Origin of the sequence: Roseovarius albus (assembly GCF_900172335.1) — a bacterium.
Classification (GTDB): Bacteria; Pseudomonadota; Alphaproteobacteria; order Rhodobacterales; family Rhodobacteraceae; genus Roseovarius; species Roseovarius albus.
Genome location: NZ_FWFX01000005.1, coordinates 271,427 through 297,328, shown reverse-complemented (window position 1 = coordinate 297,328; position 25,902 = coordinate 271,427). Strand labels below are relative to the sequence as shown.

Below are 25,902 nucleotides of genomic sequence, written 5' to 3'. Positions count from 1 at the left end.
GGCCTTTAGATCACAGCCTTTTCCAGGAAGGGTTCATTGCGCACAACGCGATCGTAGCCAATTTCGCTTAGGTCCAAGGTGCGGAATTCACCATAGGTGATCCATTCAGAAATCCCCCGTCCGATGGCCGGGGATTGCTGCAACCCGTGGCCGGAAAATCCGTTGGCAAAGAGGAAGTTACGCACCTTATTATGTGACCCGGCGATGACGTTGTGGTCCAAAGTGTTAAAGGCGTAATGCCCCGCCCAGAAGTTAACCAGTTTAACTGCCTCGAACGCCTCGGAACGATTGGCGAGATCCATCCAGATCCGGTCAAACTCTTCGTGGCGGGGTTCAAAGTCATCCCAATCCACCATTGGATCATCTGCTGGGACGGTGCCAGCCAGAAAGTACTGGCCTTCGGGTCGGCAGAATGTGCCGGACGGATCAATCATCAGAGGCAGCCGCCCACGGTTCACGGTTGCGGATCCTTCAGGCGTCGTGGCGCAATCAAAGACAAAGATAGACCGCTTGCGTGGTTCAACTGGAATGGTCAAACCTGCCATGGCCGCCGTTTGCGCCGCGCGTGGGCCAGAAGCATTGACCAGCGTCCCGCAGGCAATGCTCCGGCCGCTTTTAAGCGCGACACCGGTGATTTGATCCTTGCTGCGCAGGATATCCACCACTTCATCAATCAAATAATCGGCACCTTGAGCGCGCGCCTTGTTTCGAAACCCATTCATCAACCCGGTGTTGGAAAACCAGCCTTCCCCGGACTGGCCGTAACTGGTCAATTGCAGGTCATCCACGCGCAGGTGAGGGAAAGCAGTCTTGATCTGACCTGGGTCCCATAACACAACATCGGCACCCAAAGATTTCTGCACCGCATGATTTTCGCGCAGGATCTGAACTTGCGTGTCAGTTTGCGCCAGAAAGAGATAGCCGCCTTCGTGAAACCCCAGATCCGGCTTGTCACCATCCACTTCCATCACCTCGGCAAAATCGCGAATGAACTGGGTGCCAAACTGGCTGATCTGAACATTGATCGGGTTGGAAAACTGATTGCGGATTGAACTGGAGCTGAGCGAGGTCGACGCCTGAGCAAAGCTTGAGTCGCGCTCGATAATCAGAACGGAACCGTCAAAGTCGGGGTTGGCCGTCAGAAAATACGCCACGGACGAGCCGATCACCGCACCGCCAATGATCACCACATCGTAGCCATCGCGCATCACTTGCCCTCGTCATCCGGGTGGCCCAGCTCGCAAAACCAGCCGCCGATGTATTTGACACTGGCCGCATTGGGATCTGGGGCATCGGTTTTGGCTTCCATCGCGTCCCGGAACGGCTCGGCGCTGTCTTTGGGATGGAACCCGATGTGGCCCGCTTTGCTGTCATCGACAACTTTCAGCCGGTTGTCAGATAACCCATGCCCGATAGTATGCCCCAACCTCGGCGCAACCAGCGCGCGTTCAACATATTGCACGCAGTCAGCAAAGCTCAGCCAGCTCCAGAGCATCCGGCGATCTGCCGGTTCCGGAAACGAGGAAAAGATCCGCAGGCAGAGGCTTTCAATACCGAACTTGTCCCAATAGAGGCGGCTGAGGTTTTCGACGAAATTTTTTGAGACGCCATAGAGGCTGTCGGGACGTACCGGGCTGTCGGCATCAATATGCGCTTCCATCTCGTGATACCCGATGGCATGTACCGATGAGGCATAGATGACACGTTTCGCCCCGTTTTTGCGGGCCCCTTCGTAGATGTGGTACGAGCCGCGAATGTTGCTGTCGAGAATGGTTTCGAACTCCACCTCCAGCGGGGCCCCGCCAAAATGCACGATGGCATCAACGTCCTTGGTCAGAACCATGACCGCCTCATAATCACCTAACTCACAAACGACGGCCTCTTCATTGGGCTGCACATCCGCCAATTCGACCCGGTCGGAAATCCGCACATGTGTCGCCAGGTGCGCGAGGCCTTTGCGCAGTTCTATCCCAAGACGACCTGCCGCCCCCGTGATCAGGATTCGATTGAAATGCGTCATTCTGAAGTCTCTTTCGTTACATATCCCTTAAGCTGGTCCTCGGCGCGGGCTTCTTCACTGCGTTCATTTTCGGGGCCAAAGCCACCGCCACCGGGAGCCTTGAGGATCAGACGATTGCCAGCAGGGACGTGCTGCCATCCCTTGGGACGCAGTTTGGTTCCATCATCCAATTCGACAACACCCGGCGCACCATCGGCACCCCCGTCGCGGCCATGAGCAGGGTGATTGACCCGGTCGAACATGGCAGAAAAATCAAACTCGTGACCCTCGGCAGGTGCGATTTCAATGACCTGTCCCAAACCGCCGCGCATCCGCCCGGCCCCACCGCTGTCTGGGCGCAGCTCTTTGCGCCAGACCACGATGGGGCCGGTGTGTTCTGTGGCCTCAATCGGCATGGTGTGCACGCCCGAAGGAAAGGCGGTTGCCCCCAAGCCGTCCAGCTCTGGGCGCGCACCAGTGCCGCCGGAATTGAACATCAGAACTTCGGATCGGCGACCATCTTTTCCCGCTTCGGGGCGGGCCGAGATGTGAATGTTCCACAAGGCCGCCGCGCCTTCGGCCATGATTTGGCCCGGCAAAGCTTTGGCCAATGTCCCCAGCACCAGATCGGGCACCATATGGCCCATGACATGGCGCAAGGAAACCGGAGCCGGGCGTTCGGCATTGAGGATATTCACGGGCGAGGTCACTGTGAAGGGTGCAAGTGAAGCGGAGTTGTTTGGAATGTCCGGTGCAACCACACATTTGACCGCGTAGCAGGCATAGGCTTTGGAATAGATCATCGGGCAGTTGATGCCCCATTTGCTGACACCGTCGGTGCCGGTGAAATCTACGGTCACTTCATCCTCGTTCACCGACAAAGTCGCCACCAGTTTGACTGGCACGTCATAGCCATCGACCATCATCTCATTTTGCCACATCCCCTTGGGCAAGGCGGCGATCCGTTCCAAGGTCGCGGTGCGGGAGCGGTCAAAGATGAACTCAGCCAGATCATCCAGCGTGTCCATCTGCGTCTCTGCCATCATGTCGATCAGGCGACGATGGCCAACTTCATTGCAGGCCGAGAGCGAATAGAAATCGCCGACCACCTGATTGGGTTCACGTACGTTGTTGCGCAGGATGTTGATCAGATCGCGGTTCACGGTGCCGCGATCCGCGAATCTCATGATCGGGATCAGGAGGCCTTCCTCAAAAACCGACTTGCCGTCGGCCCCAAACCCGCGCCCACCCACATCAACCACATGCGCCGTGCAGGCAAAGAAGGCCACCAGTTGCCCGTCCTTGAAGGAGGGCGCAACCATGGTGATGTCATGCAGGTGACCCGTGCCCTTCCAGGGGTCATTGGTGACATAGCAATCGCCCTCGAACATCTCCTCGCGCGGAATCTCGGCGAGAAAATGCAAGACGGCTTCGGCCATGGTGTTTACGTGACCGGGGGTTCCGGTCACGGCCTGCGCCAACATCGGGCCGTCGGGAGTAAACACGCCAGCAGACAAATCGCCTGCCTCGCGCACCGAGGTTGAAAAGGCCGTGCGCAAAAGCGTCAGCGCCTGTTCTTCGACAACGGAAATCAGGCGGTTCCACATCACCTGCATGCGAATTTCTGACAACCCAGCCATGGCTTATGCCTCCTTCCGAATTAGAAGAATGGTACCGTCGCCTTGCAATACAGCATCAAAGTGCGAGGTGACGACGGTCGAAGTCTCGCGTTCGACGATCACCGCGGGGCCTTGGACGCGGTCGCCAATCGTCAGAGTGTTGCGTTCCACGAGGCCACTGTCTTGGAGGCCGTCATTGCTGGGGTAAAAAACCGGGCGCGTGGTTGTTGTCTGAGTAATCTCCCCGTCTGTCAGCAAAGCTTGCCGGGCGGGGGTTGGGCGACTGTCGCTGGCCTTCATCGACCAAGTGACAATCTCAATCTCTAACCCATCCAAACCATCAATAGCGCGGCCAAAGAACTGGGCATAGTTTTCCCGAAACCGGGCACGGATCAGGTCAGCATCGTCGGGGGTCAATACGCGATCAGGCAAAGCCACAGGGATCTCCCAGCCTTGGCCTTGATAACGCATATAGGCAATCATCTCGCGCTTGATCTCTCCATCCGTCCCGGCCCGAACGAACCCTTCGGCGGTATCGCGCAGGTCGGACAACATGGCATTCACGGCATCTGCGTCAAACTCGGACAGCCGCACCAACCGCGAAGCCAGCGCCTCGTACCCAAAGGGGGCCTTAAGAAACCCGATGGCCGAGCCAACACCCGCACCAGGTGGGATCAGGCATTGATCAATCCCTAGCTTTTCGCACAGACGCGCGGCATGCAGCGGGGCCGCCCCGCCAAAGGCGATCATGACATTATCCGAGATGCTTTTGCCATTTTCCACCGCGTGAACCCGGACGGCATTGGCCATATTTTCATCAACCACTTCACAGATGCCAAAGGCCGCCTCGAGCGGTGATAAAGACAGCTTATCGCCAACGTCTTTCGCAATCGCCGCAGAGGCAGCCCCCTTGCTCAATTGGATTGCCCCACCGGCGAAGTTGTCGGGGTCAATCTTGCCCAGCATCACATCGGCATCGGTGATTGCTGGTCGCTCACCGCCGCGCTGATAACAAGCCGGGCCGGGTTCTGAAGCGGCGCTCTCCGGGCCGGCTTGGATGCGCCCCATGGCATCAACCCAAGCGATGGAACCACCACCGGCCCCAATCTCGATCATTTCGATCACAGGGATCGAAATGGGCATGCCCGACCCTTTGCAGAAACGATAGGTGCGGGCGACCTCGAATGTGCGGGCGGTTTGCGGTTCAAAATCTTCGATCAGGCAGATCTTGGCGGTGGTGCCGCCCATGTCGTAGCTGACAACGTTTTTCAGACCAAAGCGCGCGGCGACATCCGCGGCAAAGATCGCCCCGCCTGCGGGACCGGATTCCACCAGTCGCACCGGGAATTCGATGGCCGTTTCCACGGAAATGAGACCACCTCCCGAATGGATCATGAAAATCGGGCAATTGGCGCCGTGATCTTTGAGGCGACTTTGCAATCGCGTCAAATAATCCTCCATCTGCGGGCGCACATAGGCATTGGCGCACACAGTATTGAAGCGCTCGAACTCTCGCATTTGTGGGCTGACCTCGGCGCTGATCGAAATCGGTATGCCGGGCAGTTTCGCAGCCAGAATATCGCGGGCACGCTCCTCATGCTCTGGGTTTTGATACGAATGGATAAATCCGATTGCCACCGCGCCAAAGCCACCCTGTGCAATCTCATCCGCCAGCGCATTGAGCCGCACCTCATCCAGAGCCTGTAATTCGTTCCCTTGCGCATCAATCCGGCCTGCAACAGGAAAACGATGCTGTCGCGGGATCAGCGGTTCAGGCAATTTGATGTTCAGATCATATTGGTCAAACCGATTTTCGGTGCGCATTTCGATCACATCCCGGAACCCTTCGGTGGTGATCAATGCGGTTTTGGCCCCACGCCGTTCAATCAGGGCATTGGTGGCCAACGTGGTACCGTGGATGATAATATCCAGATCGCCAAAGGCAATCCCGGCCTGTTCGGTCACGATGGCGATTCCATCCAAAATCGCCTGTTCGGGTGCCGCGTAGTTTGTCAGGACTTTGGTCGAGAAAATCTCGCCGCGCAGATCCAGCGCGATATCGGTAAAGGTGCCGCCGATGTCGGCACCTACGCGAATGTCCTGCGTGCTCATGCACTGTTTTCCTTTGCAGCGGCCCGCATCTCGCTCAATGATTGGCGCGGGGTTAGCGCCTCGGCAGAGATGTTGAGCTCCAGCACTGCACCTGTCACTGACGCCATGGCGCGTTCAAAGGCGGGCTCAAACTCTGCAGTGCTGCCCACATATTCCGCGTGGAAGCCATAAGATTGCGCGAGCCTCACAAAATCGGGGTTCTCCAGTGACGTTCCTGATACGCGTTCCGGATAGGTGCGTTCCTGATGCATACGGATGGTGCCATAAGTGCCGTTGTTGAGGATTAAAATGATCGGCTGCGCCCCGGCCTGCATGGCACTGCCAAGTTCCTGACAGTTCATCTGGAAGTCACCGTCACCGGCAAAGCAGACCACGGTGCGGCCGGGCTCTGCCACTTTCGCGGCAATGGCCGCAGGCAGACCGTACCCCATCGCGCCAGATTGCGGGGCAAGCAGGCGTTGATCAGAGCCAAACATGAAAAACTTATTTGGCCATATGGCGAAATTCCCCGCGCCATTACACAGAATTGCATCTCCCGGCAGGCGTTTTTGCAAGAAGGTAATGACCTTGCCCATATCAACAGGGCTAGGTTGATCTGGCGCTTCCAGTCCGGCCTCGAACTCCGAACGTGCCCGCGCCCGCCAATCGGCCCATTGTCCTTTGACTGTCTTTTGGGCCAAAGCTTTTGCAAAAGCGTTCGGACCTGCATGAACAGCCAAGTCGGGAACATAGATTTTGCCTAACTCTCGATCAGAGCTATGGACGTGAATCAGAGTTTGTTTTGTTTTGGGCAGGCTGAACAGGGTGTACCCATCGGTGGAGTTTTCACCAAAGCGATTGTTTACCGCCAACAGAAGGTCAGATTCCGCCAGCAATTTTCTCACTGTCGGGGGCATCCCGACGCCCGCTTCGCCGCAAAAGCAGGGAGAATGATTGTCGAACTGATCCTGATATCGAAAAACCGAAACGACAGGGATATTATTTGCTTCGGCAAAGGATTGCAGGGCGCTTGACCCCTCTTGCGTCCAATTACAGCCGCCATACAGGATCACAGGCCGCTCTGCCTTGGAAATCATTGAAATGGTCGTTTGGACAGATGCCGTTGACGGCGCGGCCTCCTCAACAGACACCGGACCGATGAGTGCTGGCGCTGCCGTCATATCCGTTAACATGTCTTCAGGCAGTGCGATGACCACCGGCCCGGGTCGACCAGAATTTGCTGTTGTCCAGGCTCTCGCGACAATCTCAGGGATACGGTCGGCATCATCAATCTCGGTGACCCATTTGGCCACTGTTCCGAAATAGGCGCGGTAGTCGATTTCCTGAAACGCCTCGCGGCCTTTCATATCGGTGCCGACCTGACCGACAAACAGGATCATCGGCGCACTGTCCTGCATCGCCGTATGCACCCCAATCGAGGCATTGGTCGCGCCCGGACCCCGGGTGACGAAACAGATGCCCGGCGTGCCGGTCAATTTGCCATAGGCCGCAGCCATGAAGGCGGCGCCACCTTCGTTTCGACATAGCGTGAAATCCAGTGCCCCTGCTGTGTCGTGCAAAGCATCTAGCACCGCCAAATAGCTTTCTCCTGGCACGCCAAAACTGTGTTTTGCACCCAAGGCTTGCAGGCAAGCAACAAGGAGTTTTCCGCCATTTTGTTCTGTCATTTCGAAGCCGTCACTTTCGATCTTTTGGTCTCACTCAATGCGCATTGATCTACGCAAGCCGGTGCGGGAATTCTTCGGTATTCAGACCATTCTGAATCCCACTTCGCCAGATCACTCTGAAATGGGGTTGGCGCGCAAGCCTTTCCTGCACACAAATGTTGGTCAAAGCTCTTTAGGCGTAAATATAACCGCCGGAGACAATGATGTTTTCACCCGTCATGTAAGTGTTTTTCGGACCGCCAGCCATCATCACCCACTCCGCCATCTCGCGCGGTTCTCCGCCACGCCCTAATGGACTGGCGGCGGCAAGTTCACCCAAGAACCCAGCGTCACGCGCCCTTTCAGTGGCCATTCCTGCCGGAGCCACGGAATTGACCAAGATATTATCTGGTGCAACTTCATGTGCGAAGCTTTTAGTCAGGCTCACCACCGCCGCCTTAGTCGCGGCGTAATGGGCATTTTGCGGATGCGCCTTGAAGGCGTCGACCGAGGTGATGTTGACGATCCGACCTTTGACGACACCCTCAGTTTCCTGCGCGCGGAACTGTTTGATCGCGGCCACACAAATATGGAACGTTCCCTTGATGTTGACCGCGTTCGAAGCATCCCAGTCCTCATCGGTGATCTCAAGCATCGGCTTGCGTGGATAAATTGCCGCTGAATTGATCACCGTATCAACCCGACCTAATTGATCGGTAACTTGCGCAAAGGCTGCCTGTGCAGACTCGGCGGTCCGAATATCACCAGCGGCAGAAGCGTTTTTTACACCGGCGCTGCGCGCACTGGCCAAGGCCGCGTCCGCCGCTTCACCATCAATATCAATGACGCCAACACCCGCCGCGCCATATTCCACAGCCATGTCCGCCAGCAAAAGACCCAGACCGGCGCCGCCGCCAACAATCACAACCGATAATCCATCCATCTTATTCGTTGTCCTTTTTGGCAAACCCACCACCGCCTACAAACTGGGCGGTCGGGAGAATATCAAAGCGCGTCACGTCCACATGGGCTGGCATCTGCAGTACCGAAAGAAGCATCGCGGCCACATCTTCGGGCTGGACCGCGTCGAAGGCGCCATACATGTCGGTGCGCGCCTGATCGTTTAGCACCTCTTTGTACAGATTCGTTTCAACCCGGCCCGCAACGATCTCAGTCACCCTTACACCAGATCCGGAAATGTCGCAGCGCAGAGCCACCGCAAAGCTGGAAATGGCGGCCTTGGTTGCGCCATAGACGGCCATGCTTGGAAAGGCGGCTTGCCCGGCAGTGGAGCCAATAAAAAACACATGTCCGTGCTTGCGCGCCATCATCCCCGGCAACACCAAACGTGTTGTGGCAAGGGACGCGCTTAGGTTCACGGCAATCGTTGCGTCGATGTCATTCTGATCCATCTGATCGAATTCGACCGCGGGTGGGATCACCCCGGCATTGTTCACCAGAACATCAATTTTTTCACCTTGCAATGCACCGGCCAAAGCTTCGCGATCCAACAAATCCAATGCGAGCGGACGCACACCCGAGGTGTGTTGCATCTGCTCCAGCGCTACAGGATCGCGTCCCAGCGCGATGACTTGGAAACCCGCCTTAGAAAGAGCCAAGGTGATTGCCTTTCCGATACCGCTTGTTGCCCCGGTCACAAGCGCGATTTGTTCAGGAATTTCCATCTGTCGATCACCATTTAACAGGGCTTTGCACTACGCCCATGGCCAAAGACTGTCCTAAACTTTTACCAGAGTACATCACTTAATTTCAGAACGTGACTGAACTTAGAGTGCTCCAATGCGGGACGTGTACCAGCTCAGGCGAGATATCATTAATAGTAACATCTGCATTTAAAATTTTTACCAATTGATAAATTTTTAAAACTGTGTAGCCTAAAAAGAAAGGCATACAGCTCGGGAGGCGCAAATGGCAAACTCAGTATCCACGTCAGGAATTGCTTCTGGCCGGTTGAGCAGCGAAGAACTGGCGGCAAACTTTGAGGACTTGCACAGCCCTTTATCCGAGCATGAGGCCATGGTCGCCGCAGACCGTTGCTATTTTTGCCATGACGCGCCGTGCTTGACGGCCTGCCCGACCTCGATCGACATCCCTTTGTTCATTCGTCAGATCAGCACCGGCACACCCGAGGCCTCGGCCATGACAATATTTGAACAGAATATTCTTGGCGGCATGTGTGCACGGGTCTGCCCAACCGAGACCTTATGCGAAGAGGCCTGCGTGCGCGAAGCCGCCGAAGGTAAGCCGGTTGAAATAGGCCGATTGCAGCGTTTTGCAACGGATACGCTTATGGCCAAAGACAAGCACCCGTTCAAGCGGGCCACGCCGACTGGGAAAAGCATCGCCGTTGTTGGGGCCGGACCTGCGGGATTGGCCTGCGCACACCGGTTGGCCATGCACGGCCACGAGGTCACAATATTTGAATCGCGCGCCAAGGGTGGCGGATTGAACGAATTCGGTATCGCCGCTTACAAGTCAGTCGACAACTTCGCACAGCGCGAATTGGACTGGCTGCTGTCCGTGGGAGGCATTACCATGGCCTACGGACGAAAGATTGGCGATGGGCTTTCACTGCCGGACCTTCAGGCCAGTTTTGATGCCGTATTCTTGGGCATGGGACTGTCAGGCGTGAACACCTTGCGATGTGATGGCGAGGATTCTGACAATGTCATTGATGCTGTCTCATTCATCTCAGAGGTGCGACAAGCCGAAGATCTTCAAAAGGTCGATGTCGGGCGGCGCGTTGTAGTGATCGGCGGCGGCATGACCGCAGTCGATGCGGCGGTGCAAAGCAAGCTATTGGGTGCGCAGGATGTGTCATTGGTATACCGACGCGAAAAAGATAGCATGAGCGCGTCGGTCTATGAGCAGCAACTGGCGACCTCTCAGGGCGTGCGCATCATCTATAACGCGCAACCGGAAAAAATCGTCAGCAATGGCACCGGTCTGAACGTCGAGTTTGCTTATACCGAGACGAAAGATGGCAAACTGAAACCAACCGGAGAGGTGTTTCACCTCGCTGCAGATCAGGTTTTTAAAGCTATCGGTCAAAACTTGGCGGGAGCACCCGACGATCTGGTCCTATCAGGCGGCAAGATCCAGGTCGAGGAAAACGGACGCACCAGTCTCGCAAACGTATGGGCCGGGGGAGATTGCGCCACAGGTGGCGACGATCTGACGGTGACCGCGGTTGCCGAGGGCCGCGATGCGGCGATCAACATTCACGCAGCTCTTCAAAGCTAACCAAAGCGAGGGTAATTCAATGGCAGATCTGTCCTGTAATTTTCTTGGCATCAAATCACCAAATCCGTTTTGGCTGGCCTCTGCTCCACCAACCGACAAAGAGTACAACGTCAGACGCGCTTTTGAGGCAGGATGGGGCGGTGTCGTTTGGAAAACCCTTGGCTCAGAAGGGCCACCGGTCGTTAACGTAAACGGACCGCGGTATGGCGTGGTACATGGTGCCGATCGCCGCGTGTTGGGGCTTAACAACATCGAGCTGATCACGGACCGCGATCTTTATCAGAACCTTGAAGAAATCAAACGTGTCAAGACAGACTATCCTGATCGTGCCATCGTCGTATCACTAATGGTGCCCTGTGAAGAGGGCGCGTGGAAAGAGATCCTACCACTGGTCGAGGAAACTGGGGCAGATGGCATTGAGCTAAATTTTGGCTGCCCGCACGGCATGGCTGAACGCGGTATGGGCTCCGCCGTTGGGCAGGTTCCCGAGTACATCGAGATGGTGACGCGTTGGTGTAAGCAATATTACTCCAAGCCCGTGATCGTGAAGCTGACACCCAACATAACTGATATCCTTAAACCTGCCGCCGCCGCCAAAGCGGGCGGTGCGGATGCGGTCTCCCTGATCAACACAATCAACTCGATCATTTCTGTTGATCTTGACACAATGGCACCGCAGCCAAGCATCGATGGTAAGGGAACACACGGCGGATATTGCGGCCCTGCGGTCAAACCGATTGCGATGAATATGGTGGCGGAAATTGCACGCTCTCCTGAAACGTCGGGCCTGCCCATATCCGGTATTGGCGGTATTACAACATGGCGTGACGCGGCCGAATATATCGCCTTGGGTTGCGGTAATGTGCAGGTGTGCACGGCGGCCATGACCTATGGGTTTAATGTGGTGAAGGAGATGATCAGCGGTCTGTCGCAATGGATGGATGAAAAGGGTCATACTTCGATTGATGACTTTGTCGGCATGGCCGTTCCAAATGTCACCGATTGGCAATATCTGAACCTTAACTATGTCACCAAAGCCTCGATCAATCAGGATGATTGTATCAAGTGTGGGCGCTGTTATGCCGCCTGTGAAGACACGTCGCATCAGGCGATTCTGATGTCAGAAGACCGCACTTTCACTGTCGATGACACGGAATGCGTGGCCTGCAACCTGTGTGTTGAGGTCTGCCCGGTCGAGAATTGCATCACCATGGTCGAGCAGGCCCCCGGCAGCATCGATCCGCGCACTGACCGTGTCATAGAAAAAGAGCATGGTGATTGGACAACGCACCCCAACAATCCAAGCGCGGTGGCAGCTGAGTAATTTGCGGTTGTTTCCCAAGCCGGCCGGCATCTTCGCCGGTCAGCTTGCCTTCGGCTCCAGCATCGCCCGGAACATGTTGTCCAGAAACGGCCCGGCTGTTTCAAACGGGTCCTTGCCATCATCCAGAACAGAGCGCACCTGTATATCAAAATCCGCATAGTGCTGTGTGGTTGCCCAGATCGAAAAGAACAGATGATAAGGGTCGATGTTCGCGATTTTCCCTTCTTCGGCCCAGCGCGCAATTGCGCTCGCCTTGGTTGACACCAGATCTTTCAAGCCACCCTTGATTTCGGGCAGGATATGCGGCGCGCCTTGTAGAACCTCATTGGCAAATAGTTTGCTTTCGCGTGGGAAATTCTGCGACATCTTCAGTTTCAACGCGACGTACTTGCAGATTTCTTCAATCGGATCACCGTCTTCGTCCATTTCCTCCAACGGGGCCAGCCATGTCTCCAACAGCCCCGCAAGCAGAGCCTTGTGGATGGCTTCCTTGCTATCGAAATAATACAGAATATTGGGCTTGGACAGGCCAGCGCGCACCGCGATCATATCAATCGTCGAGCCTCGGAAACCATTGTCTGAAAACACATCCAAGGCCGCCTCCAGAATGGAATTGGTTTTTTCCCGTTGGATGCGGGTTGGCTTTCGGGTGGTCTGCGAACGGGCCATAGAGAGAATGATACCTTTTACTTTATTCCACGGAAAGACCGACGCCTTTCAGGATTACGGTCTTAATCGATAGTTTCGCGGCATTCCATTGTGCATCGCCCAAGGGTTTGCCGCCGTTCAGCGTGTTTATCTGATGACCGAAATCGGCATAGTGCTGCGTTGTCGACCAAATCATGTACAGCAGGTGCGCCGGATCAATCGGATCCATTTCCCCGTTGGCAATCCAGCGCTGGATATGCGCGCTGCGGTCATTGGCCCATTCCAACAGCTCGCCTTCAAGATAATCCTGAATGATCGGGGCACCTTGCATGATCTCGGCGGCCCAAACCTTTGACCCGTCTGGATGGCTGCGGGCCAGATCCATTTTCTTGTCGATATACCGGCTTAAAGATTCTTTGGGACCAAGGTCCGTGTCAAAAACGGCCGCCGCCTCCATCCAGATATCAAAGATGTTGTAAACGACGCGTCGATAGATCTCTTGTTTGGTTTTGAAATAGTAGTGCACATTGGCCTTTGGCAGGCTGGCGGCATCCGCGATCAACTGCGTCGTGGCCCCGGCATAGCCCAGTTCTGCAAACACCTTTTCAGCTGCTTTCAGGATCGCCTTTTCTTTCTGTGATCGTTTGGCAGAACTTCGGGTTAAAACAGGCTCAGCGGACACTCGATTTCTTTCAAATAAAACTTGACCGATTGGACAGGTCTCTACAATACTTGACCATATAGTCAAAAAATAATCCGTCAAGAAATCTCCTCGGGGGGGGAACAGATGCCAAACCTAAACTCGAACCTGCGTGTCAACGGTGATCGCCTGTGGGACAGCTTGATGGAAATGGCCAAGATCGGCCCGGGCGTTGCCGGTGGTAACAACCGCCAGACGCTGACCGACGAAGATGCCGAAGGGCGCGCGCTGTTCCAGAAATGGTGCGAAGATGCGGGCTGCACCATGGGCTTGGACCAGATGGGCAACATGTTCGCGTCCTGGGGTGGCACTGATCCAGATGCGCTGCCGGTCTATGTTGGCTCGCACCTTGATACCCAACCCACTGGCGGCAAGTATGATGGCGTATTGGGGGTGCTGAGCGGTTTGGAAATCCTGCGCTCGCTGAATGACCTTGGCATCAAGACCAAACACCCGATTGTTGTGACCAACTGGACGAACGAAGAAGGCACGCGCTTTGCCCCGGCGATGCTGTCGTCAGGTGTCTTTGCCGGCATTCACACACAAGACTGGGCGTACGAGCGGGAAGACGCAGAGGGCAAAACCTTCGGTGATGAACTAAAGCGCATCGGCTGGCGAGGTGACGAAGAGGTCGGCGCCCGTAAGATGCATGCGTTTTTTGAGCTTCACATCGAACAAGGTCCGATTCTGGAAGCCGGAGAAAAGGATATTGGTGTTGTGACCCATGGTCAGGGTCTGAGCTGGACGCAGGTCACCATCACCGGCAAAGACAGCCACACAGGGTCAACCCCGATGCCGCTGCGCAAGAATGCCGGGTTGGGCATGGCGCGTGTGCTTGAGAAGGTCGATGAAATCGCGTGGTCCCATGCGCCACATGCCGTGGGTGCTGCGGGCCACATTGATGTTTACCCGAATTCTCGCAACGTGATCCCCGGTCAGGCGGTCTTTACGGTGGACTTCCGGTCACCTGACCTGAGCGTGATCGAAGATATGGAAGCACGCCTGCGTGTCGAGGCCCGGGAAATCGCCGATGACATGGGGTTGGGAATTGAGTTTGAAAAAGTTGGCGGGTTTGATCCCGTCACCTTTGATGAAGGCTGCGTAACCGCCGTGCGTGATGCCGCCGAACGGCTGGGTTATTCGCACACCAATCTGATTTCAGGTGCGGGTCATGATGCCTGCTGGATCAATCGCATGGCCCCAACTGCGATGGTCATGTGCCCTTGTGTTGACGGGCTGAGCCATAATGAGGCGGAAGAAATATCAATAGAATGGGCGACCGCAGGCACGGATGTCCTTTTGCATGCGGTTGTTGAAACGGCGCAGATTGTTGAGTGAGCAATGCGAGCCGTCATCAGCCAGACCCTAGGGAGATACGCAAATGAAAACCAAAGTCATCAAAGGCGGCACCGTCTGCACGGCTGATCGCAGCTATGAGGCCGATGTCCTGATCGAAGGCGAAGTGATCAAGCAGATCGGTCAGGGCCTGAAGGGCGACGAATATATCGACGCTGAAGGCGCTTATGTCATTCCCGGTGGGATTGATCCGCATACGCACCTTGAAATGCCATTTATGGGAACCACCGCCGCAGAAACCTTTGAAAGTGGCACATGGGCCGCAGCCGTTGGCGGCACAACGATGGTTGTCGATTTTTGCCTGCCTGGGGCTGATGGAGATCTGAAGAACGCCATCAATGAATGGCACAGGAAATCTGCGCCGCAGATTTGTTCTGACGTTGGCTATCACATGGCGATCACCGGCTGGGACGAAGGTGTTTTTAACGGCATGAAAGACGCTGTTGAGATGGGCGTGAACAGCTTCAAACACTTCATGGCCTACAAAGGTGCCTTGATGATCGAAGACGATGAAATGTTTGCCTCGTTCAAGCGCTGCGCCGAACTGGGCGCATTGCCGATGGTGCATGCAGAAAACGGCGATCTGGTCGCTGAACTACAGCAAAAGTACTTTGATCAGGGCATCACCGGCCCCGAAGGTCATGCCTATTCGCGTCCTCCCGAATTGGAAGGCGAAGCGGCCAATCGCGCAATCACCATCGCAGATACGGCAGGTGTGCCGCTCTACATCGTGCATGTGTCCTGCGAGCAAACTCACGAGGCCATCCGCAGGGCCCGTCAAAAAGGGATGCGTGTCTATGGAGAGCCGCTGATCCAATTTCTGACCTTGGATGAAAGCGAATACTTCAACAAAGACTGGGACCATGCCGCCCGCCGTGTCATGAGCCCGCCGTTCCGTTCAAAAGATCACCAAGATAGCCTTTGGGCAGGATTGCAAGCGGGGTCTCTGCAGGTTGTGGCAACGGACCATGCAGCATTCAACACCGAGCAAAAACGCGCGGGTCGCGATGATTTCCGGATTATTCCAAATGGGTCCAATGGACTGGAAGAACGGTTAGCCGTACTTTGGACCGAAGGTGTCGAAACCGGTCGCCTGACCAAAGAAGAGTTTGTTGCCTCGACCTCAACCAATGTTGCGAAGATTTTGAACATCTACCCCAAGAAAGGCGCGATTGTTGAGGGCGCAGATGCCGACATCGTAGTCTGGGACCCGAAGATCAGCAAAACCATCAGCCCAAGCAATCACCACTCGGTGCTGGATTACAATGTCTTTGAAGGGTTCGAGGTTAAAGCACAGTCGCGTTACACGCTCAGCCGGGGTGATGTGATCTGGGCCTGGGGGCGTAACAGCCAGCCACAGCCCGGTCGTGGCCGGTTTGTGCCACGCCCGGCGTTCTCATCAGCGTCAAAGGCGCTAAGCCAGTGGAAAGCACTGAATTCGCCTCGCGCTATCCAGCGTGATCCGCTTAATATTCCTGCAGGCATCTAATGAACCAAACGGTAATCTCGGCACAAAACCTGTCGCTGACCTTTCAGACCAACGATGGGCCAGTACACGCGTTGAAAGATATCAATCTCGATATCGATAAGGGTGATTTTGTCTCGTTCATTGGCCCCTCGGGCTGTGGCAAGACCACTTTTCTGCGGGTGATGGCTGATCTGGAAACGCCAACCAGCGGCACGGTCACTGTGAACGGCATGTCCCCGGCCGAGGCGCGCATGAAACGCGCTTACGGCTATGTCTTCCAAGCGGCTGGCCTGTACCCGTGGCGCACGATAGGTGGCAACATTCGTCTGCCATTGGAGATCATGGGCTACAGTAGGGAGGAACAGGCTAAGCGCGTTGCCAACGTGTTGGAACTGGTCGAACTGGAGGGGTTCGACAAGAAATTCCCCTGGCAGCTTTCCGGTGGGATGCAGCAGCGCGCAAGTATTGCGCGCGCCCTTGCGTTTGATGCCGATATTCTGTTGATGGACGAGCCGTTTGGTGCATTGGATGAAATTGTACGCGATCACCTGAACGAGCAGCTGCTCAAACTGTGGGCTCGAACTGAGAAAACCATTGGCTTCGTGACTCATTCCATCCCTGAAGCCGTTTTTCTATCGACAAAGATCGTGGTCATGTCCCCGCGTCCGGGGCGGATTGCTGACGTGATCGACAGCACTTTGCCACGTGACCGGACCCTCGACATTCGCGAAACGCAGGAGTTTGCGGATATCGCGCACCGCGTGCGCGAAGGCTTGCGCGCAGGGCATGCCTATGACTAGGCTCGCATCATTTTGGCATAAGGCAGGCCCTGTTTTGTGCATCCTGCTTGTGCTGATCGCGGTTTGGTATGGGGCTGCAGTTGCGCTCAACGCAGCTTGGGCCAAAGACAAAGCGGCGCGTGCAGGAACGGAGCTGACGTTTTCTGAGCTTGTCTCAGACACGATGTCTCAGGAAAAACCCCTGTTACCCGCGCCACATCAGGTCGCCCAAGAGATCTACAAAACAACCGTTCTGAAGAAGATCACTTCAAAGCGCTCGCTGATCTGGCATGGCTGGATCACGCTTTCAGCAACGCTTTTAGGTTTCGTCTTTGGCACCGCTTTAGGCGTTTTGCTGGCGGTTGGCATCGTCCATAGTCGTGCAATGGACATGTCGGTCATGCCGTGGGTGATCACCAGCCAGACCATCCCCATCCTTGCAGTGGCTCCGATGGTGATTGTCGTTCTCAACGCGGTGGGCGTTTCGGGACTTTTACCCAAGGCAATCATTTCAATGTATCTGTCATTTTTCCCGGTTGTTGTTGGTATGGTCAAAGGCCTGCGCGCACCAGATCACATGCAGCTTGATCAGATGCGCACGTGGAATGCCTCCAACAACACAACGTTTTGGAAGCTCCGCCTGCCCAGTTCGATGCCCTATTTCTTTGCCTCGCTTAAAATCGCGATTGCGGCATCGCTTGTCGGAGCCATCGTGGGCGAACTTCCAACTGGTGCGGTCGCAGGTCTTGGCGCTCGTCTGCTGGCCGGGAGCTATTATGGCCAAACCATCCAGATCTGGAGCGCTCTGATTTGTGCCGCCGTGCTGGCCGCTGCGCTTGTTGCCCTGATCGGGGTGATCGAGCGGGCCACGCTCAAAAGAATGGGGATGCAGCAATGATCTGGATCCTCTTCGTTCTGATCTTCTGGGGGGCAATGTGGGCCGTGAATGTGCGGCTGGCTGCAGGTCCACAAACGCAGCTGACAAAGATCCTCGTACCGACCCTCTTTGGTATCACTTTGCTGGTGTTGTGGGAGGGATTGGTGCGCGGCTTTTCCATCAGCCCCATCTTACTACCCCCGCCCAGTATGATCGCCCAGCGGTTTGCCACAAGCCTGCCGATCCTGTGGGAGGACTTTGTCCAGACCTTCATCAAAGGTGCGCTTTCGGGCTATTTCATTGGCTGTTCAGCTGCGTTTCTGACGGCCATCGCTGTGGATCGTTCTGATTTCCTTAAACGCGGTCTGCTGCCGATCGGGAACTTTGTCGCGGCCCTGCCCATCATCGGCATGGCGCCGATTTTGGTCATGTGGTTCGGCTTTGATTGGCAGTCAAAGGCCGCTGTGGTTGTGATCATGGTGTTCTTTCCGATGCTGGTGAACACCGTTGCCGGGCTCAACGCCAAGGACAAGTTTCAGGATGACCTGATGAAGACCTATGCGGCAAGCTATTGGCAAAACCTGCTTAAGCTGAAACTGCCTGCGGCAATGCCGTTCATATTTAATGGTTTGAAAATTTGTACAACTTTGGCTCTTATTGGGGCCATTGTGGCCGAATTTTTCGGCTCCCCCATTCGCGGCATGGGATTCCGCATATCAACCGAAGTCGGGCGACTCTCGCTCGATATGGTTTGGGCAGAAATTACTGTGGCGGCTCTTGCCGGGTCGGCATTTTACGGGACGATGGCCCTAATCGAGAAAGCAGTCACTTTCTGGCACCCATCGCAAAGAAATTAGAACGCTACCAACAAGGAGAGAAAGCATGAAGAATTTGATAAAGGGCGCTATCGCCAGCGCATTCCTATTTGGGGCCTCAGCTGCGCAAGCAGCTGACGATGTCACGCTGCAGCTCAAATGGGTCACGCAGGCGCAGTTCGCTGGGTACTATGTCGCGCTCGACAAAGGGTTTTACGAGGAAGAAGGCCTGAACGTCACCATCAAACCCGGCGGCCCGGATATCGCCCCGGCGCAGGTGATTGCGGGCGGCGGCGCGGATGTCGTGCTTGACTGGATGCCATCGGCCTTGGCGTCGCGTGAGAAAGGTCTTGATTTGGTCAACATCGCGCAGCCGTTCAAATCATCGGGGATGATGCTGACCTGTCGCAAGGATGCGGGTGTCGAGACCCCGGCTGATTTTGCGGACAAAACACTGGGTGTCTGGTTCTTCGGCAATGAATACCCGTTCCTGAGCTGGATGAACAAGCTTGGCCTGAAAACTGATGGTTCCGATGGTGGCGTCACGGTGCTGAAGCAGGGCTTCAACGTTGACCCGATCCTGCAAGGTCAGGCGGCTTGCGTGTCGACCATGACATACAATGAATACTGGCAGATCATTGATGCGGGTCTGACGCCAGAGGAACTGGTTGTCTTCAAATACGAAGATGAAGGCGTCTCCACGCTCGAAGACGGCATGTATGTGCTGGGCGAGAACCTCAAGGACGAGGCCTTCAAAGACAAAATGGTACGCTTTGTTCGTGCCTCGATGAAAGGCTGGAAATATGCCGAGGAAAACCCGGATGAGGCCGCAGATATCGTGTTGGACAACGATGCCTCGGGCGCGCAAACCGAAAAACATCAGCGTCGCATGATGTCCGAAGTGGCCAAGCTGACAGCGGGTTCAAACGGCGCGCTGGATGTTGCCGACTACGAGCGCACGGTTCAGTCTCTGCTTGAAGGCGGATCAGATCCGGTGATCACTAAAGCGCCAGAGGGCGCTTGGACGCATGAGATTACGGATGCGGCACTGAACTAAGTTCAGTCACAAAAGCCAGCGTAGGCGGTGAGTTAAGAAACCACCGCCTACCTGAAAACTTCATCAATCTTTTTGTTTCATCGCATTTAGTAGCGCTGCGCCAAGTGCACCGTTCCCAGCATCCGAGTTGCGCGGTTTTGCGGACTTCGGGCCTGCTGACATCTTGTCCTTGTTCGGCATCTTGCCACGCCCCTGCGGTGCTTTTCCTTGGGATTTATCGACAGTTTTGCGCATCGTCAGGCCAATGCGTTTACGTGGAATATCAACCTCGGTCACACGGACCTTGACCACATCACCAGTTTTGACCACCTCATGCGGGTCTTTGACAAAACGATCCGCCAATTGGCTGACATGCACCAAGCCATCCTGATGCACGCCGATGTCCACAAAGGCACCAAAGGCGGCAACGTTGGTGACAGTTCCTTCGAGCGACATGCCGGGTTTAAGATCTTTGATGTCCTCAACCCCATCCGTGAAGCTGGCGGTCTTGAACTCAGGTCGTGGATCGCGGCCCGGTTTTTCCAGTTCTTCAAAAATGTCGCGAACGGTCGGCAGACCAAAAACCTCGGTTACAAAATCCTGGGCACGCAAAGAACGCAGCGCCGTGCCGCTCCCCATGATATCGCGAATGTCACGACCGCAAGCAGAAATCACACGCCGGGCGACATCATAGGCTTCTGGGTGAACCGACGAAGCATCAAGCGGCTCTTCCCCATCGCGGATGCGTAAGAATCCTGCACATTGCTCGAAGGCCTTAGGCCCAAGGCCCGAAACGTCAAGCAACGCACTACGGGATTTAAAAGCACCGTGCAGATCGCGGTGGAAAACTATCGCGCTAGCCAAAGAGAGCCCAAGCCCCGCAACCTGTGCCAATAGTGGGGCCGAGGCCATATTAAGATCGACGCCCACTGCGTTCACCGCATCTTCGACCACTGCCTCAAGCGCTACGCTCAACCGACGCTGATCAACATCGTGCTGATACTGCCCAACGCCAATGCTTTGTGGGGTGATTTTCACCAGCTCGGCCAGTGGGTCCTGTAGACGACGCGCGATCGACACCGCACCACGCAAGGACACATCCAGATCAGGGAATTCCTGCGCCGCGAGCTCTGACGCCGAATAAACCGAGGCCCCTGCCTCCGACACAACAACCTTGGTCGGGGCTTTGATCCCGCTTGGAAGCAGTTTTAGCGTGTCACCCACTAGCCGTTCGGTTTCTCGGCTGGCTGTGCCATTGCCGATGGCCACCAGTTCCACGCCGTGGCGTGTGACCAAATCAATGATCTTCGCCTCGGATCCACGCACATCCATCTTGGGCTGAAACGGATAGAGCGTTGCTGTCTCAAGCACCTTGCCCGTGGCATCCACCACTGCCGCTTTAACACCGGTGCGGATCCCCGGATCAAGGCCCAGAGTTGCCCGCGCCCCGGCAGGAGCTGCCAGCAAAAGGTCTTTGAGGTTTCGGGAAAAGACCGCGATGGCCTCTTCATGCGCGCGTTGGCGCAGCTCTGACAACAGATCAATGTAGAGCGAGAGCGACAGTTTCACCCGCCAGGTCCACCGTGCCACGTCCCGCAACCATAGATCGCCGGGCTGTTCCCCTGCTGTGTTCATCGTGGCGGCAATCGTCGCAATGGCGCGTGGTTCCCCCACTTCGGCGTCTGGGGCGATTTCCATTGTGACCACCTCTTCCTTGGCCGCCCGGAGGATCGCCAAGGCGCGGTGCGACGGGATATCGGCCCATTTTTCGCGGTGGTCAAAATAGTCGGAAAACTTCGCGCCATCCTGTTCTTTGCCGGGCACCAGTTTCGCTGAAATAAACGCCTCTTGGCGCATGAATTCTCGCAGGTTGCCCAAAAGATCCGCGTTCTCTGACAGCTCTTCGGTCAAAATATCGCGCGCACCATTCAGGGCGTCTTTGACCGTTGTAACGTCATCTGTAAGGTAATTTTGCGCCTGATCTTCGGGGGCGGTAACCCGATCAGCTTGAATCGCACGCAGCAAAGGCTCCAACCCGTTTTCGCGCGCGATCATCGCCTTGGTGCGGCGCTTTGGCTTGTACGGCAGATAAATGTCTTCGAGCGCCGCCTTGCTGGTTGCCCCGGCGATGGATTTTGCCAGATCATCAGTAAGCTTCCCTTGCTCCTTAATAGAGTTCAAGATCGTTCCCCGTCGGGCTTCAAGCTCGCGCAAGTAAGTCAACCGATCCGACAACAGGCGCAACTGCGTGTCATCCAGACCGCCGGTCACTTCTTTTCGGTAGCGGGCGACAAACGGCACTGTCGCGCCTTCATCCAGCAAGCCAACTGCAGCTATGACCTGAGGTTCAGAGGCCGAAATATCAGCGGCAATTGTGCGAAAAATCCGTTCATCCGAAGGGGCGGGTGCAGTGGTGTGCAAAGTCGGCTCCAATATAAGTGGAGTTCCGGTTTAGCCAGCTTGATGGGCTACGCCAAGAGGGAATTCCGCAAGCTGCCAAACCACACCGCAAGCAAATGCGGCGATTGAATTATCTATGCTGACGTTGAATTTTCCCGCCAATCGGGCACATCATTGACCAAGGACAACGCTGCACGCCGCAAGGCTGTGCGGATTTTCTCAACATCCGGCCCGTTCATTTCACAGTCACTTATTGCCCGGTCCATAAGATCCAGCCACATCTCCGCATCTTTCTCTCGAATTGGAACGTGTTCGTGAATTTCACGCAGGTTCATGTGACCGTGTTTTTCGTGGTAGTGCCGACGCCCCCCAAAGAAACCTGTCAGAAAATTGAACTGCTCTTGTCGAGTGTGGTTCATCCCATGGCCGCGAAAATGCAGACGGAACAATTCATAAACCGCAGGCTCAGATTCCATCAAATCATAGAACCGGGTCACCAGCCGATGCACCGCTGCCTCGCCGCCGATCCGTTCCAGCAATGTTGTGGTTTGTATGTTCATAACTCAATCACCTACCGGCTCTTTATGAGCGTGACTTTGATCTAACGCAAATACGACGCGTGTGTCTTGACATAAGCCCGCTCATCACCTTGAGTCTGCATATGAAAGTCAATCTGGAATTTCTCCATCTCGTGGTGTTGGAACGCCACAGCGCACATCGACGCAAGCGATTTGCGGGATAGCTGGCATAATCCTGCCTCTTTCCCACGCAAATCTATAGGAGACTTTCCATGACTGAATTCACAGACATCCCTGTGCTGGACCTCGCCCCACTAATCGCGGGCGAAGATACCACTGAACTGGCGCGCGCCTTTGCCAAGGCCTACGGCGAAACTGGTTTTGGCTACATCACAAACCACGGGGTGGACCCGGCATTGCGCGAAGCGATATTCAACGCCTCTGAGAGGTTCCATGCGCTTCCAGCTGAAACCAAAAACGCCATCGCCCTGAACCGCCAGCATCGCGGTTACATCGCCATCAACACTTCCACCGATGTGAATTCCGATCTTGCAGAGGTCACCAAGCCGAACCAGTCCGCATCCTTCATGATGATGCGTGAAGATACCGAAACGGACCCTGAGGTTTACTTGTCAGGTTCCAATCAATGGCCAGAACTCGAAGGATTTCGTGAGGCCTGCGAGGCTTACGTCACGGCGATGAGCACCCTCGGTCGACAGTTGATGCGCCTCGCGTTCGATGCTCTGGACATCAAAGACAAAAGCATCCTATCGGCCTTTGACACTCCGACGATCTGGCTAAGACTGTTACATTATCCGCCACAGTCTCCGCAAGCGCCCGAAGATCTGTATGGATCCGCCCCGCACAAGGATTTTGGCTGCTTAACCTTGCTGGCGCAAGACGACGTCGGTGGCCTGCAGGTTCAAACCCCCGCAGGCAACTGGGTTGATGCCCCGCCTATGGAGGGCGCGTTGGTAGTCAATGTCGGCGACATGTTGCACCGGATGTCAAACGGGTGTCTGCGTTCCACGCCCCACCGCGTGATTAATACTACTGGGCGGGAACGCTACTCAGTGCCATTCTTTTTCGATCCACATGTATCTACGGATATCGCGCCCCTGCCCGGTACGGGGGCGCCAAAGTTTAAACCATTGAATTTCGGAGAATTTTTGCGCAGCGAACTGGAAGCAGGATATGAAGCTCATAGCTTAACGAAAGATGATCAGTAGCTATCTCGCCCAGATCATCACTGTAAGTACCTATCCCTCGTGGCGCTGAGCTGTTGCAGCCAGTCCCTGACCGTTTCGCGTTCTGGAAAGCTGACCTTATGCTGCGGGACCAGCAAATAATACCCGCCCCTTGTGCGCACTGACATGTTGCCAAGCGGGCGCACAAGACGACCTTGTTCAATCAGGTGATCCACCAGGTGTTTCCACCCCAAGGCAATCCCCAGTCCGTCCAACGCTGCCTGAATCGCCAGCGGGTAGGTATTAAACTGCGTGGTCCTAGAAAAATCCTCTCTCGGGATATCCTTGCGCTGCAACCACATTGCCCAGTTCATCCACTCTGTGTGCAGGTTTGAGACTTCGATTAGGTCAAGCTGCGCAATCGATTCCGCTGTCGCGGCTGAACCGTGCTGTTCCAGATACTGCGGCGAGCACACAGGAAAGATCGTTTCACCGAAGAGAAGCTCTGCTTCAAAGCCAGGCCAGTCCCCAGATCCACGCAGGATGATTAAATCATTTGTTTCGGCCAGGCACTCTTCGTCATCATCTGAGGAAAACAACCCGATTTTGACATCTGGATGTTCCTGACTAAATCGATTCAATCGCGGCATCAGCCACAAGGACGCTACCGAATTCGTTGCGGCCAACGATACTGGATTGGCCTCATGTCGTGCCATCAGATCCTGTGAGGCATCACGCAATATATTCAATGCTCGTGCACTCGACTGAAGCAGGTCAGCCCCTTCTGAGGTTATGGTGATCGATCTGTGTCCACGCACGAATAGATTGGCTTGATAATACTCTTCCAAAAGCTTCACTTTGCGACTCACAGCCGACTCGGAAATATTCAACTCCCTTGCAGCTGCAGCAAAGCTCCCTGTCCGGCCAGTCACTTCGAACGCCAGAAAATAGTCAAGCGGCGGCAAGCTTTTGCGTTGCGTGCGCATGTTTGTACCCTTCTTACCGCTTGGAAATTCCAAGCAGAATCATCCCTTTGGGGATTGTAGCAGGAAAATTTAATTTGCCCCTAATTATTTGAGGCTAAGGCTCTCAAAACTCTTGGTCACCATTGGCCCGTTTTTTGGCACACTGGAAGTAGCGGCGGACCTAACGCTGCCAGATAAAAAGATTCGTTCAGGGAGAACATAATGAACACTTTCAGCAAAGCGACGTTAGCAAGCCTTGCGATGGCGGTCAGCCCGATCGCGGTAATGGCCGAAGATAGCAGTGATCCGATCGTCATTCCAATACACAATTGGTCCAGCCAAATTGTCATGAGCAACGTTGTCGGTCAGATTTTCGAATCCATGGGTAACAACGTCGAATACGTCACGACGGACAGTCAGGCGGTATATGAATCCGTGCGCCTCGGCGATGTCGCGCTTGAAATGGAAGTCTGGGAAGGGGCCTTTGGCGCATCCTTCCGCGCCGCGCTTGAAAAAGGTGGATTGCATGACGCCGGTGACCACGATGCCGTCACCCGCGAAGACTGGTGGTACCCGATGTGGACCAAGGACGCCTGCCCCGGCCTGCCAAGCTGGGAGGCCCTCAATGACTGTGCCGCATTGTTCGCGACCGCTGAAACCGGCGACAAAGGCCGTTATCTTGATGGGCCAGTGGACTGGTTGAAGCATGGTCAGGAGCGTGTTGCAGCACTCGGCATGGATTTCACCGTTGTGAATGCCGGCTCAGCCGCAGCTCTCTGGGCCGAAATTGGGGCCGCCGAAGCGGACAAGCGCCCGGTTGTGGTCTTCAACTGGACCCCGAACTTTGCCGAGGCAGTCTGGCCCGGCGAGTTTGTTGAGTTCCCCGAGTGGGTCGACGGCTGTGACACAGATCCATCAGTCGGCCCGAACCCGGATGCCACCTATGACTGCGGCAATCCTGCCAAAGGCTATCTGAAGAAGGCCGCATGGGATGGCATGGAAGAGAAATGGCCAACTGCCTACTGCGTGCTGACCCAGATTTCCTTTACCAACCCGCAAATCGCCGAAATGGCCAAATTCGTCGATACTGACGAAATGGAGCCTGAAGAGGCCGCCGAAGAATGGTTGGGTGAAAATGCAGATTCTGTCGTTCAGCCCTGGATCGACGCCTGCGCAAGCTAACCGCTTG

The 25,902-nt window shown here is 55.4% G+C and carries 22 protein-coding genes; 10 read left to right on the top strand and 12 right to left on the bottom strand.

Annotation, left to right across the window (positions count from 1 at the left end; all coding sequences use genetic code 11):
- Positions 1-5: 5 nt before the first annotated feature.
- The 7 genes from ROA7450_RS10265 to ROA7450_RS10235 all read right to left on the bottom strand — a co-directional run bounded on the left by ROA7450_RS10265 (position 6) and on the right by ROA7450_RS10235 (position 9,061).
- A complete protein-coding gene (locus ROA7450_RS10265) occupies positions 6-1,208 on the bottom strand; it encodes an NAD(P)/FAD-dependent oxidoreductase (protein ID WP_085805614.1) in 1,203 nt (400 codons plus the stop codon).
- Positions 1,208-2,020, bottom strand: coding sequence for an NAD-dependent epimerase/dehydratase family protein (locus ROA7450_RS10260; RefSeq protein ID WP_085805613.1), 813 nt, complete (start codon positions 2,018-2,020; stop codon positions 1,208-1,210). Before ROA7450_RS10260 ends, ROA7450_RS10265 begins: the two co-directional genes overlap by 1 nt.
- Positions 2,017-3,639 carry a hydantoinase B/oxoprolinase family protein gene (locus ROA7450_RS10255; protein ID WP_085805612.1) on the bottom strand — a complete coding sequence of 541 codons (1,623 nt, stop codon included), beginning with the start codon at positions 3,637-3,639 and terminating at the stop codon, positions 2,017-2,019. Before ROA7450_RS10255 ends, ROA7450_RS10260 begins: the two co-directional genes overlap by 4 nt.
- 3 nt (positions 3,640-3,642) lie before the next feature.
- On the bottom strand, positions 3,643-5,730 hold the full coding sequence (locus ROA7450_RS10250; protein ID WP_085805611.1) for a hydantoinase/oxoprolinase family protein: 2,088 nt from the start codon (positions 5,728-5,730) through the stop codon (positions 3,643-3,645).
- Positions 5,727-7,397, bottom strand: a complete 1,671-nt coding sequence (locus ROA7450_RS10245; protein WP_085805610.1) for a thiamine pyrophosphate-binding protein — start codon at positions 7,395-7,397, stop codon at positions 5,727-5,729. The genes ROA7450_RS10250 and ROA7450_RS10245 overlap by 4 nt, the downstream gene beginning before the upstream one ends.
- Before the next feature lie 172 nt (positions 7,398-7,569).
- Positions 7,570-8,319, bottom strand: coding sequence for an SDR family NAD(P)-dependent oxidoreductase (locus tag ROA7450_RS10240; protein ID WP_085805609.1), 750 nt, complete (start codon positions 8,317-8,319; stop codon positions 7,570-7,572).
- A 1-nt stretch (position 8,320) separates the two neighbouring features.
- Positions 8,321-9,061 (bottom strand): SDR family oxidoreductase, encoded by a 741-nt coding sequence (locus tag ROA7450_RS10235; RefSeq protein WP_085805608.1) that lies wholly within the window; start codon positions 9,059-9,061, stop codon positions 8,321-8,323.
- Between the two features lie 244 nt (positions 9,062-9,305).
- Here ROA7450_RS10235 and ROA7450_RS10230 point away from each other — a divergent pair, with 244 nt between their 5' ends.
- Positions 9,306-10,640: an NAD(P)-dependent oxidoreductase gene (locus ROA7450_RS10230; protein ID WP_085805607.1), complete on the top strand. Its 1,335-nt coding sequence runs from the start codon at positions 9,306-9,308 to the stop codon at positions 10,638-10,640.
- Positions 10,641-10,659: 19 nt separating this feature from the next.
- Positions 10,660-11,964: an NAD-dependent dihydropyrimidine dehydrogenase subunit PreA gene (preA, locus tag ROA7450_RS10225; RefSeq protein WP_085805606.1), complete on the top strand. Its 1,305-nt coding sequence runs from the start codon at positions 10,660-10,662 to the stop codon at positions 11,962-11,964.
- A gap of 39 nt (positions 11,965-12,003) precedes the next feature.
- Here preA and ROA7450_RS10220 read toward each other — a convergent pair whose 3' ends face one another.
- Both ROA7450_RS10220 and ROA7450_RS10215 read right to left on the bottom strand, forming a co-directional pair.
- Entirely contained in the window at positions 12,004-12,633 is a 630-nt protein-coding gene (locus tag ROA7450_RS10220; protein WP_085805605.1) for a TetR family transcriptional regulator C-terminal domain-containing protein, read from the bottom strand.
- A gap of 22 nt (positions 12,634-12,655) precedes the next feature.
- Positions 12,656-13,294, bottom strand: coding sequence for a TetR/AcrR family transcriptional regulator (locus ROA7450_RS10215; RefSeq protein ID WP_085805604.1), 639 nt, complete (start codon positions 13,292-13,294; stop codon positions 12,656-12,658).
- A gap of 105 nt (positions 13,295-13,399) precedes the next feature.
- Between ROA7450_RS10215 and ROA7450_RS10210 the strand changes: the two genes are divergently transcribed.
- The 6 genes from ROA7450_RS10210 to ROA7450_RS10185 are packed head-to-tail and all read left to right on the top strand — an operon-like array spanning position 13,400 to position 19,664.
- Positions 13,400-14,650, top strand: a complete 1,251-nt coding sequence (locus ROA7450_RS10210; protein WP_085805603.1) for a Zn-dependent hydrolase — start codon at positions 13,400-13,402, stop codon at positions 14,648-14,650.
- Between the two features lie 43 nt (positions 14,651-14,693).
- Complete coding sequence (hydA, locus tag ROA7450_RS10205; RefSeq protein WP_085805602.1) at positions 14,694-16,157, top strand: dihydropyrimidinase; 1,464 nt, start codon at positions 14,694-14,696, stop codon at positions 16,155-16,157.
- Positions 16,157-16,936: an ABC transporter ATP-binding protein gene (locus tag ROA7450_RS10200; RefSeq protein ID WP_085805601.1), complete on the top strand. Its 780-nt coding sequence runs from the start codon at positions 16,157-16,159 to the stop codon at positions 16,934-16,936. The genes hydA and ROA7450_RS10200 overlap by 1 nt, the downstream gene beginning before the upstream one ends.
- The gene (locus tag ROA7450_RS10195; RefSeq protein WP_085805600.1) at positions 16,929-17,813 is read left to right on the top strand and encodes an ABC transporter permease; all 885 of its coding nucleotides are present in this window, start codon (positions 16,929-16,931) and stop codon (positions 17,811-17,813) included. The genes ROA7450_RS10200 and ROA7450_RS10195 overlap by 8 nt, the downstream gene beginning before the upstream one ends.
- Positions 17,810-18,649: an ABC transporter permease gene (locus ROA7450_RS10190; protein WP_085805599.1), complete on the top strand. Its 840-nt coding sequence runs from the start codon at positions 17,810-17,812 to the stop codon at positions 18,647-18,649. The genes ROA7450_RS10195 and ROA7450_RS10190 overlap by 4 nt, the downstream gene beginning before the upstream one ends.
- 25 nt (positions 18,650-18,674) lie before the next feature.
- The gene (locus ROA7450_RS10185; protein WP_085805598.1) at positions 18,675-19,664 is read left to right on the top strand and encodes an ABC transporter substrate-binding protein; all 990 of its coding nucleotides are present in this window, start codon (positions 18,675-18,677) and stop codon (positions 19,662-19,664) included.
- Positions 19,665-19,727: 63 nt separating this feature from the next.
- Here the strand turns inward: ROA7450_RS10185 and ROA7450_RS10180 are convergent, their stop codons facing one another.
- Entirely contained in the window at positions 19,728-22,064 is a 2,337-nt protein-coding gene (locus ROA7450_RS10180; protein ID WP_085805597.1) for a Tex family protein, read from the bottom strand.
- A 113-nt stretch (positions 22,065-22,177) separates the two neighbouring features.
- Positions 22,178-22,603 (bottom strand): group II truncated hemoglobin, encoded by a 426-nt coding sequence (locus ROA7450_RS10175; RefSeq protein ID WP_085805596.1) that lies wholly within the window; start codon positions 22,601-22,603, stop codon positions 22,178-22,180.
- A gap of 230 nt (positions 22,604-22,833) precedes the next feature.
- On the opposite strand from ROA7450_RS10175, the gene ROA7450_RS10170 reads away from it, so the two are divergent.
- The gene (locus tag ROA7450_RS10170; RefSeq protein WP_085805595.1) at positions 22,834-23,790 is read left to right on the top strand and encodes an isopenicillin N synthase family dioxygenase; all 957 of its coding nucleotides are present in this window, start codon (positions 22,834-22,836) and stop codon (positions 23,788-23,790) included.
- Between the two features lie 17 nt (positions 23,791-23,807).
- On the opposite strand, the gene ROA7450_RS10165 is transcribed toward ROA7450_RS10170, so the two are convergent.
- Positions 23,808-24,734, bottom strand: a complete 927-nt coding sequence (locus tag ROA7450_RS10165; protein ID WP_085805594.1) for a LysR substrate-binding domain-containing protein — start codon at positions 24,732-24,734, stop codon at positions 23,808-23,810.
- A 201-nt stretch (positions 24,735-24,935) separates the two neighbouring features.
- On the opposite strand from ROA7450_RS10165, the gene ROA7450_RS10160 reads away from it, so the two are divergent.
- Positions 24,936-25,895, top strand: a complete 960-nt coding sequence (locus ROA7450_RS10160) for an ABC transporter substrate-binding protein (protein ID WP_085805593.1) — start codon at positions 24,936-24,938, stop codon at positions 25,893-25,895.
- The last annotated feature ends 7 nt before the right edge of the window (positions 25,896-25,902 follow it).

Coding starts and splice junctions, on each gene's coding strand:
- ROA7450_RS10265 (WP_085805614.1), bottom strand. CDS start 1,208: ATGCGCGATGGCTACGATGTGGTGATCATTGGCGGTGCGGTGATCGGC.
- ROA7450_RS10260 (WP_085805613.1), bottom strand. CDS start 2,020: ATGACGCATTTCAATCGAATCCTGATCACGGGGGCGGCAGGTCGTCTT.
- ROA7450_RS10255 (WP_085805612.1), bottom strand. CDS start 3,639: ATGGCTGGGTTGTCAGAAATTCGCATGCAGGTGATGTGGAACCGCCTG.
- ROA7450_RS10250 (WP_085805611.1), bottom strand. CDS start 5,730: ATGAGCACGCAGGACATTCGCGTAGGTGCCGACATCGGCGGCACCTTT.
- ROA7450_RS10245 (WP_085805610.1), bottom strand. CDS start 7,397: ATGACAGAACAAAATGGCGGAAAACTCCTTGTTGCTTGCCTGCAAGCC.
- ROA7450_RS10240 (WP_085805609.1), bottom strand. CDS start 8,319: ATGGATGGATTATCGGTTGTGATTGTTGGCGGCGGCGCCGGTCTGGGT.
- ROA7450_RS10235 (WP_085805608.1), bottom strand. CDS start 9,061: ATGGAAATTCCTGAACAAATCGCGCTTGTGACCGGGGCAACAAGCGGT.
- ROA7450_RS10230 (WP_085805607.1), top strand. CDS start 9,306: ATGGCAAACTCAGTATCCACGTCAGGAATTGCTTCTGGCCGGTTGAGC.
- preA (WP_085805606.1), top strand. CDS start 10,660: ATGGCAGATCTGTCCTGTAATTTTCTTGGCATCAAATCACCAAATCCG.
- ROA7450_RS10220 (WP_085805605.1), bottom strand. CDS start 12,633: ATGGCCCGTTCGCAGACCACCCGAAAGCCAACCCGCATCCAACGGGAA.
- ROA7450_RS10210 (WP_085805603.1), top strand. CDS start 13,400: ATGCCAAACCTAAACTCGAACCTGCGTGTCAACGGTGATCGCCTGTGG.
- hydA (WP_085805602.1), top strand. CDS start 14,694: ATGAAAACCAAAGTCATCAAAGGCGGCACCGTCTGCACGGCTGATCGC.
- ROA7450_RS10200 (WP_085805601.1), top strand. CDS start 16,157: ATGAACCAAACGGTAATCTCGGCACAAAACCTGTCGCTGACCTTTCAG.
- ROA7450_RS10195 (WP_085805600.1), top strand. CDS start 16,929: ATGACTAGGCTCGCATCATTTTGGCATAAGGCAGGCCCTGTTTTGTGC.
- ROA7450_RS10190 (WP_085805599.1), top strand. CDS start 17,810: ATGATCTGGATCCTCTTCGTTCTGATCTTCTGGGGGGCAATGTGGGCC.
- ROA7450_RS10185 (WP_085805598.1), top strand. CDS start 18,675: ATGAAGAATTTGATAAAGGGCGCTATCGCCAGCGCATTCCTATTTGGG.
- ROA7450_RS10175 (WP_085805596.1), bottom strand. CDS start 22,603: ATGAACATACAAACCACAACATTGCTGGAACGGATCGGCGGCGAGGCA.
- ROA7450_RS10170 (WP_085805595.1), top strand. CDS start 22,834: ATGACTGAATTCACAGACATCCCTGTGCTGGACCTCGCCCCACTAATC.
- ROA7450_RS10165 (WP_085805594.1), bottom strand. CDS start 24,734: ATGCGCACGCAACGCAAAAGCTTGCCGCCGCTTGACTATTTTCTGGCG.
- ROA7450_RS10160 (WP_085805593.1), top strand. CDS start 24,936: ATGAACACTTTCAGCAAAGCGACGTTAGCAAGCCTTGCGATGGCGGTC.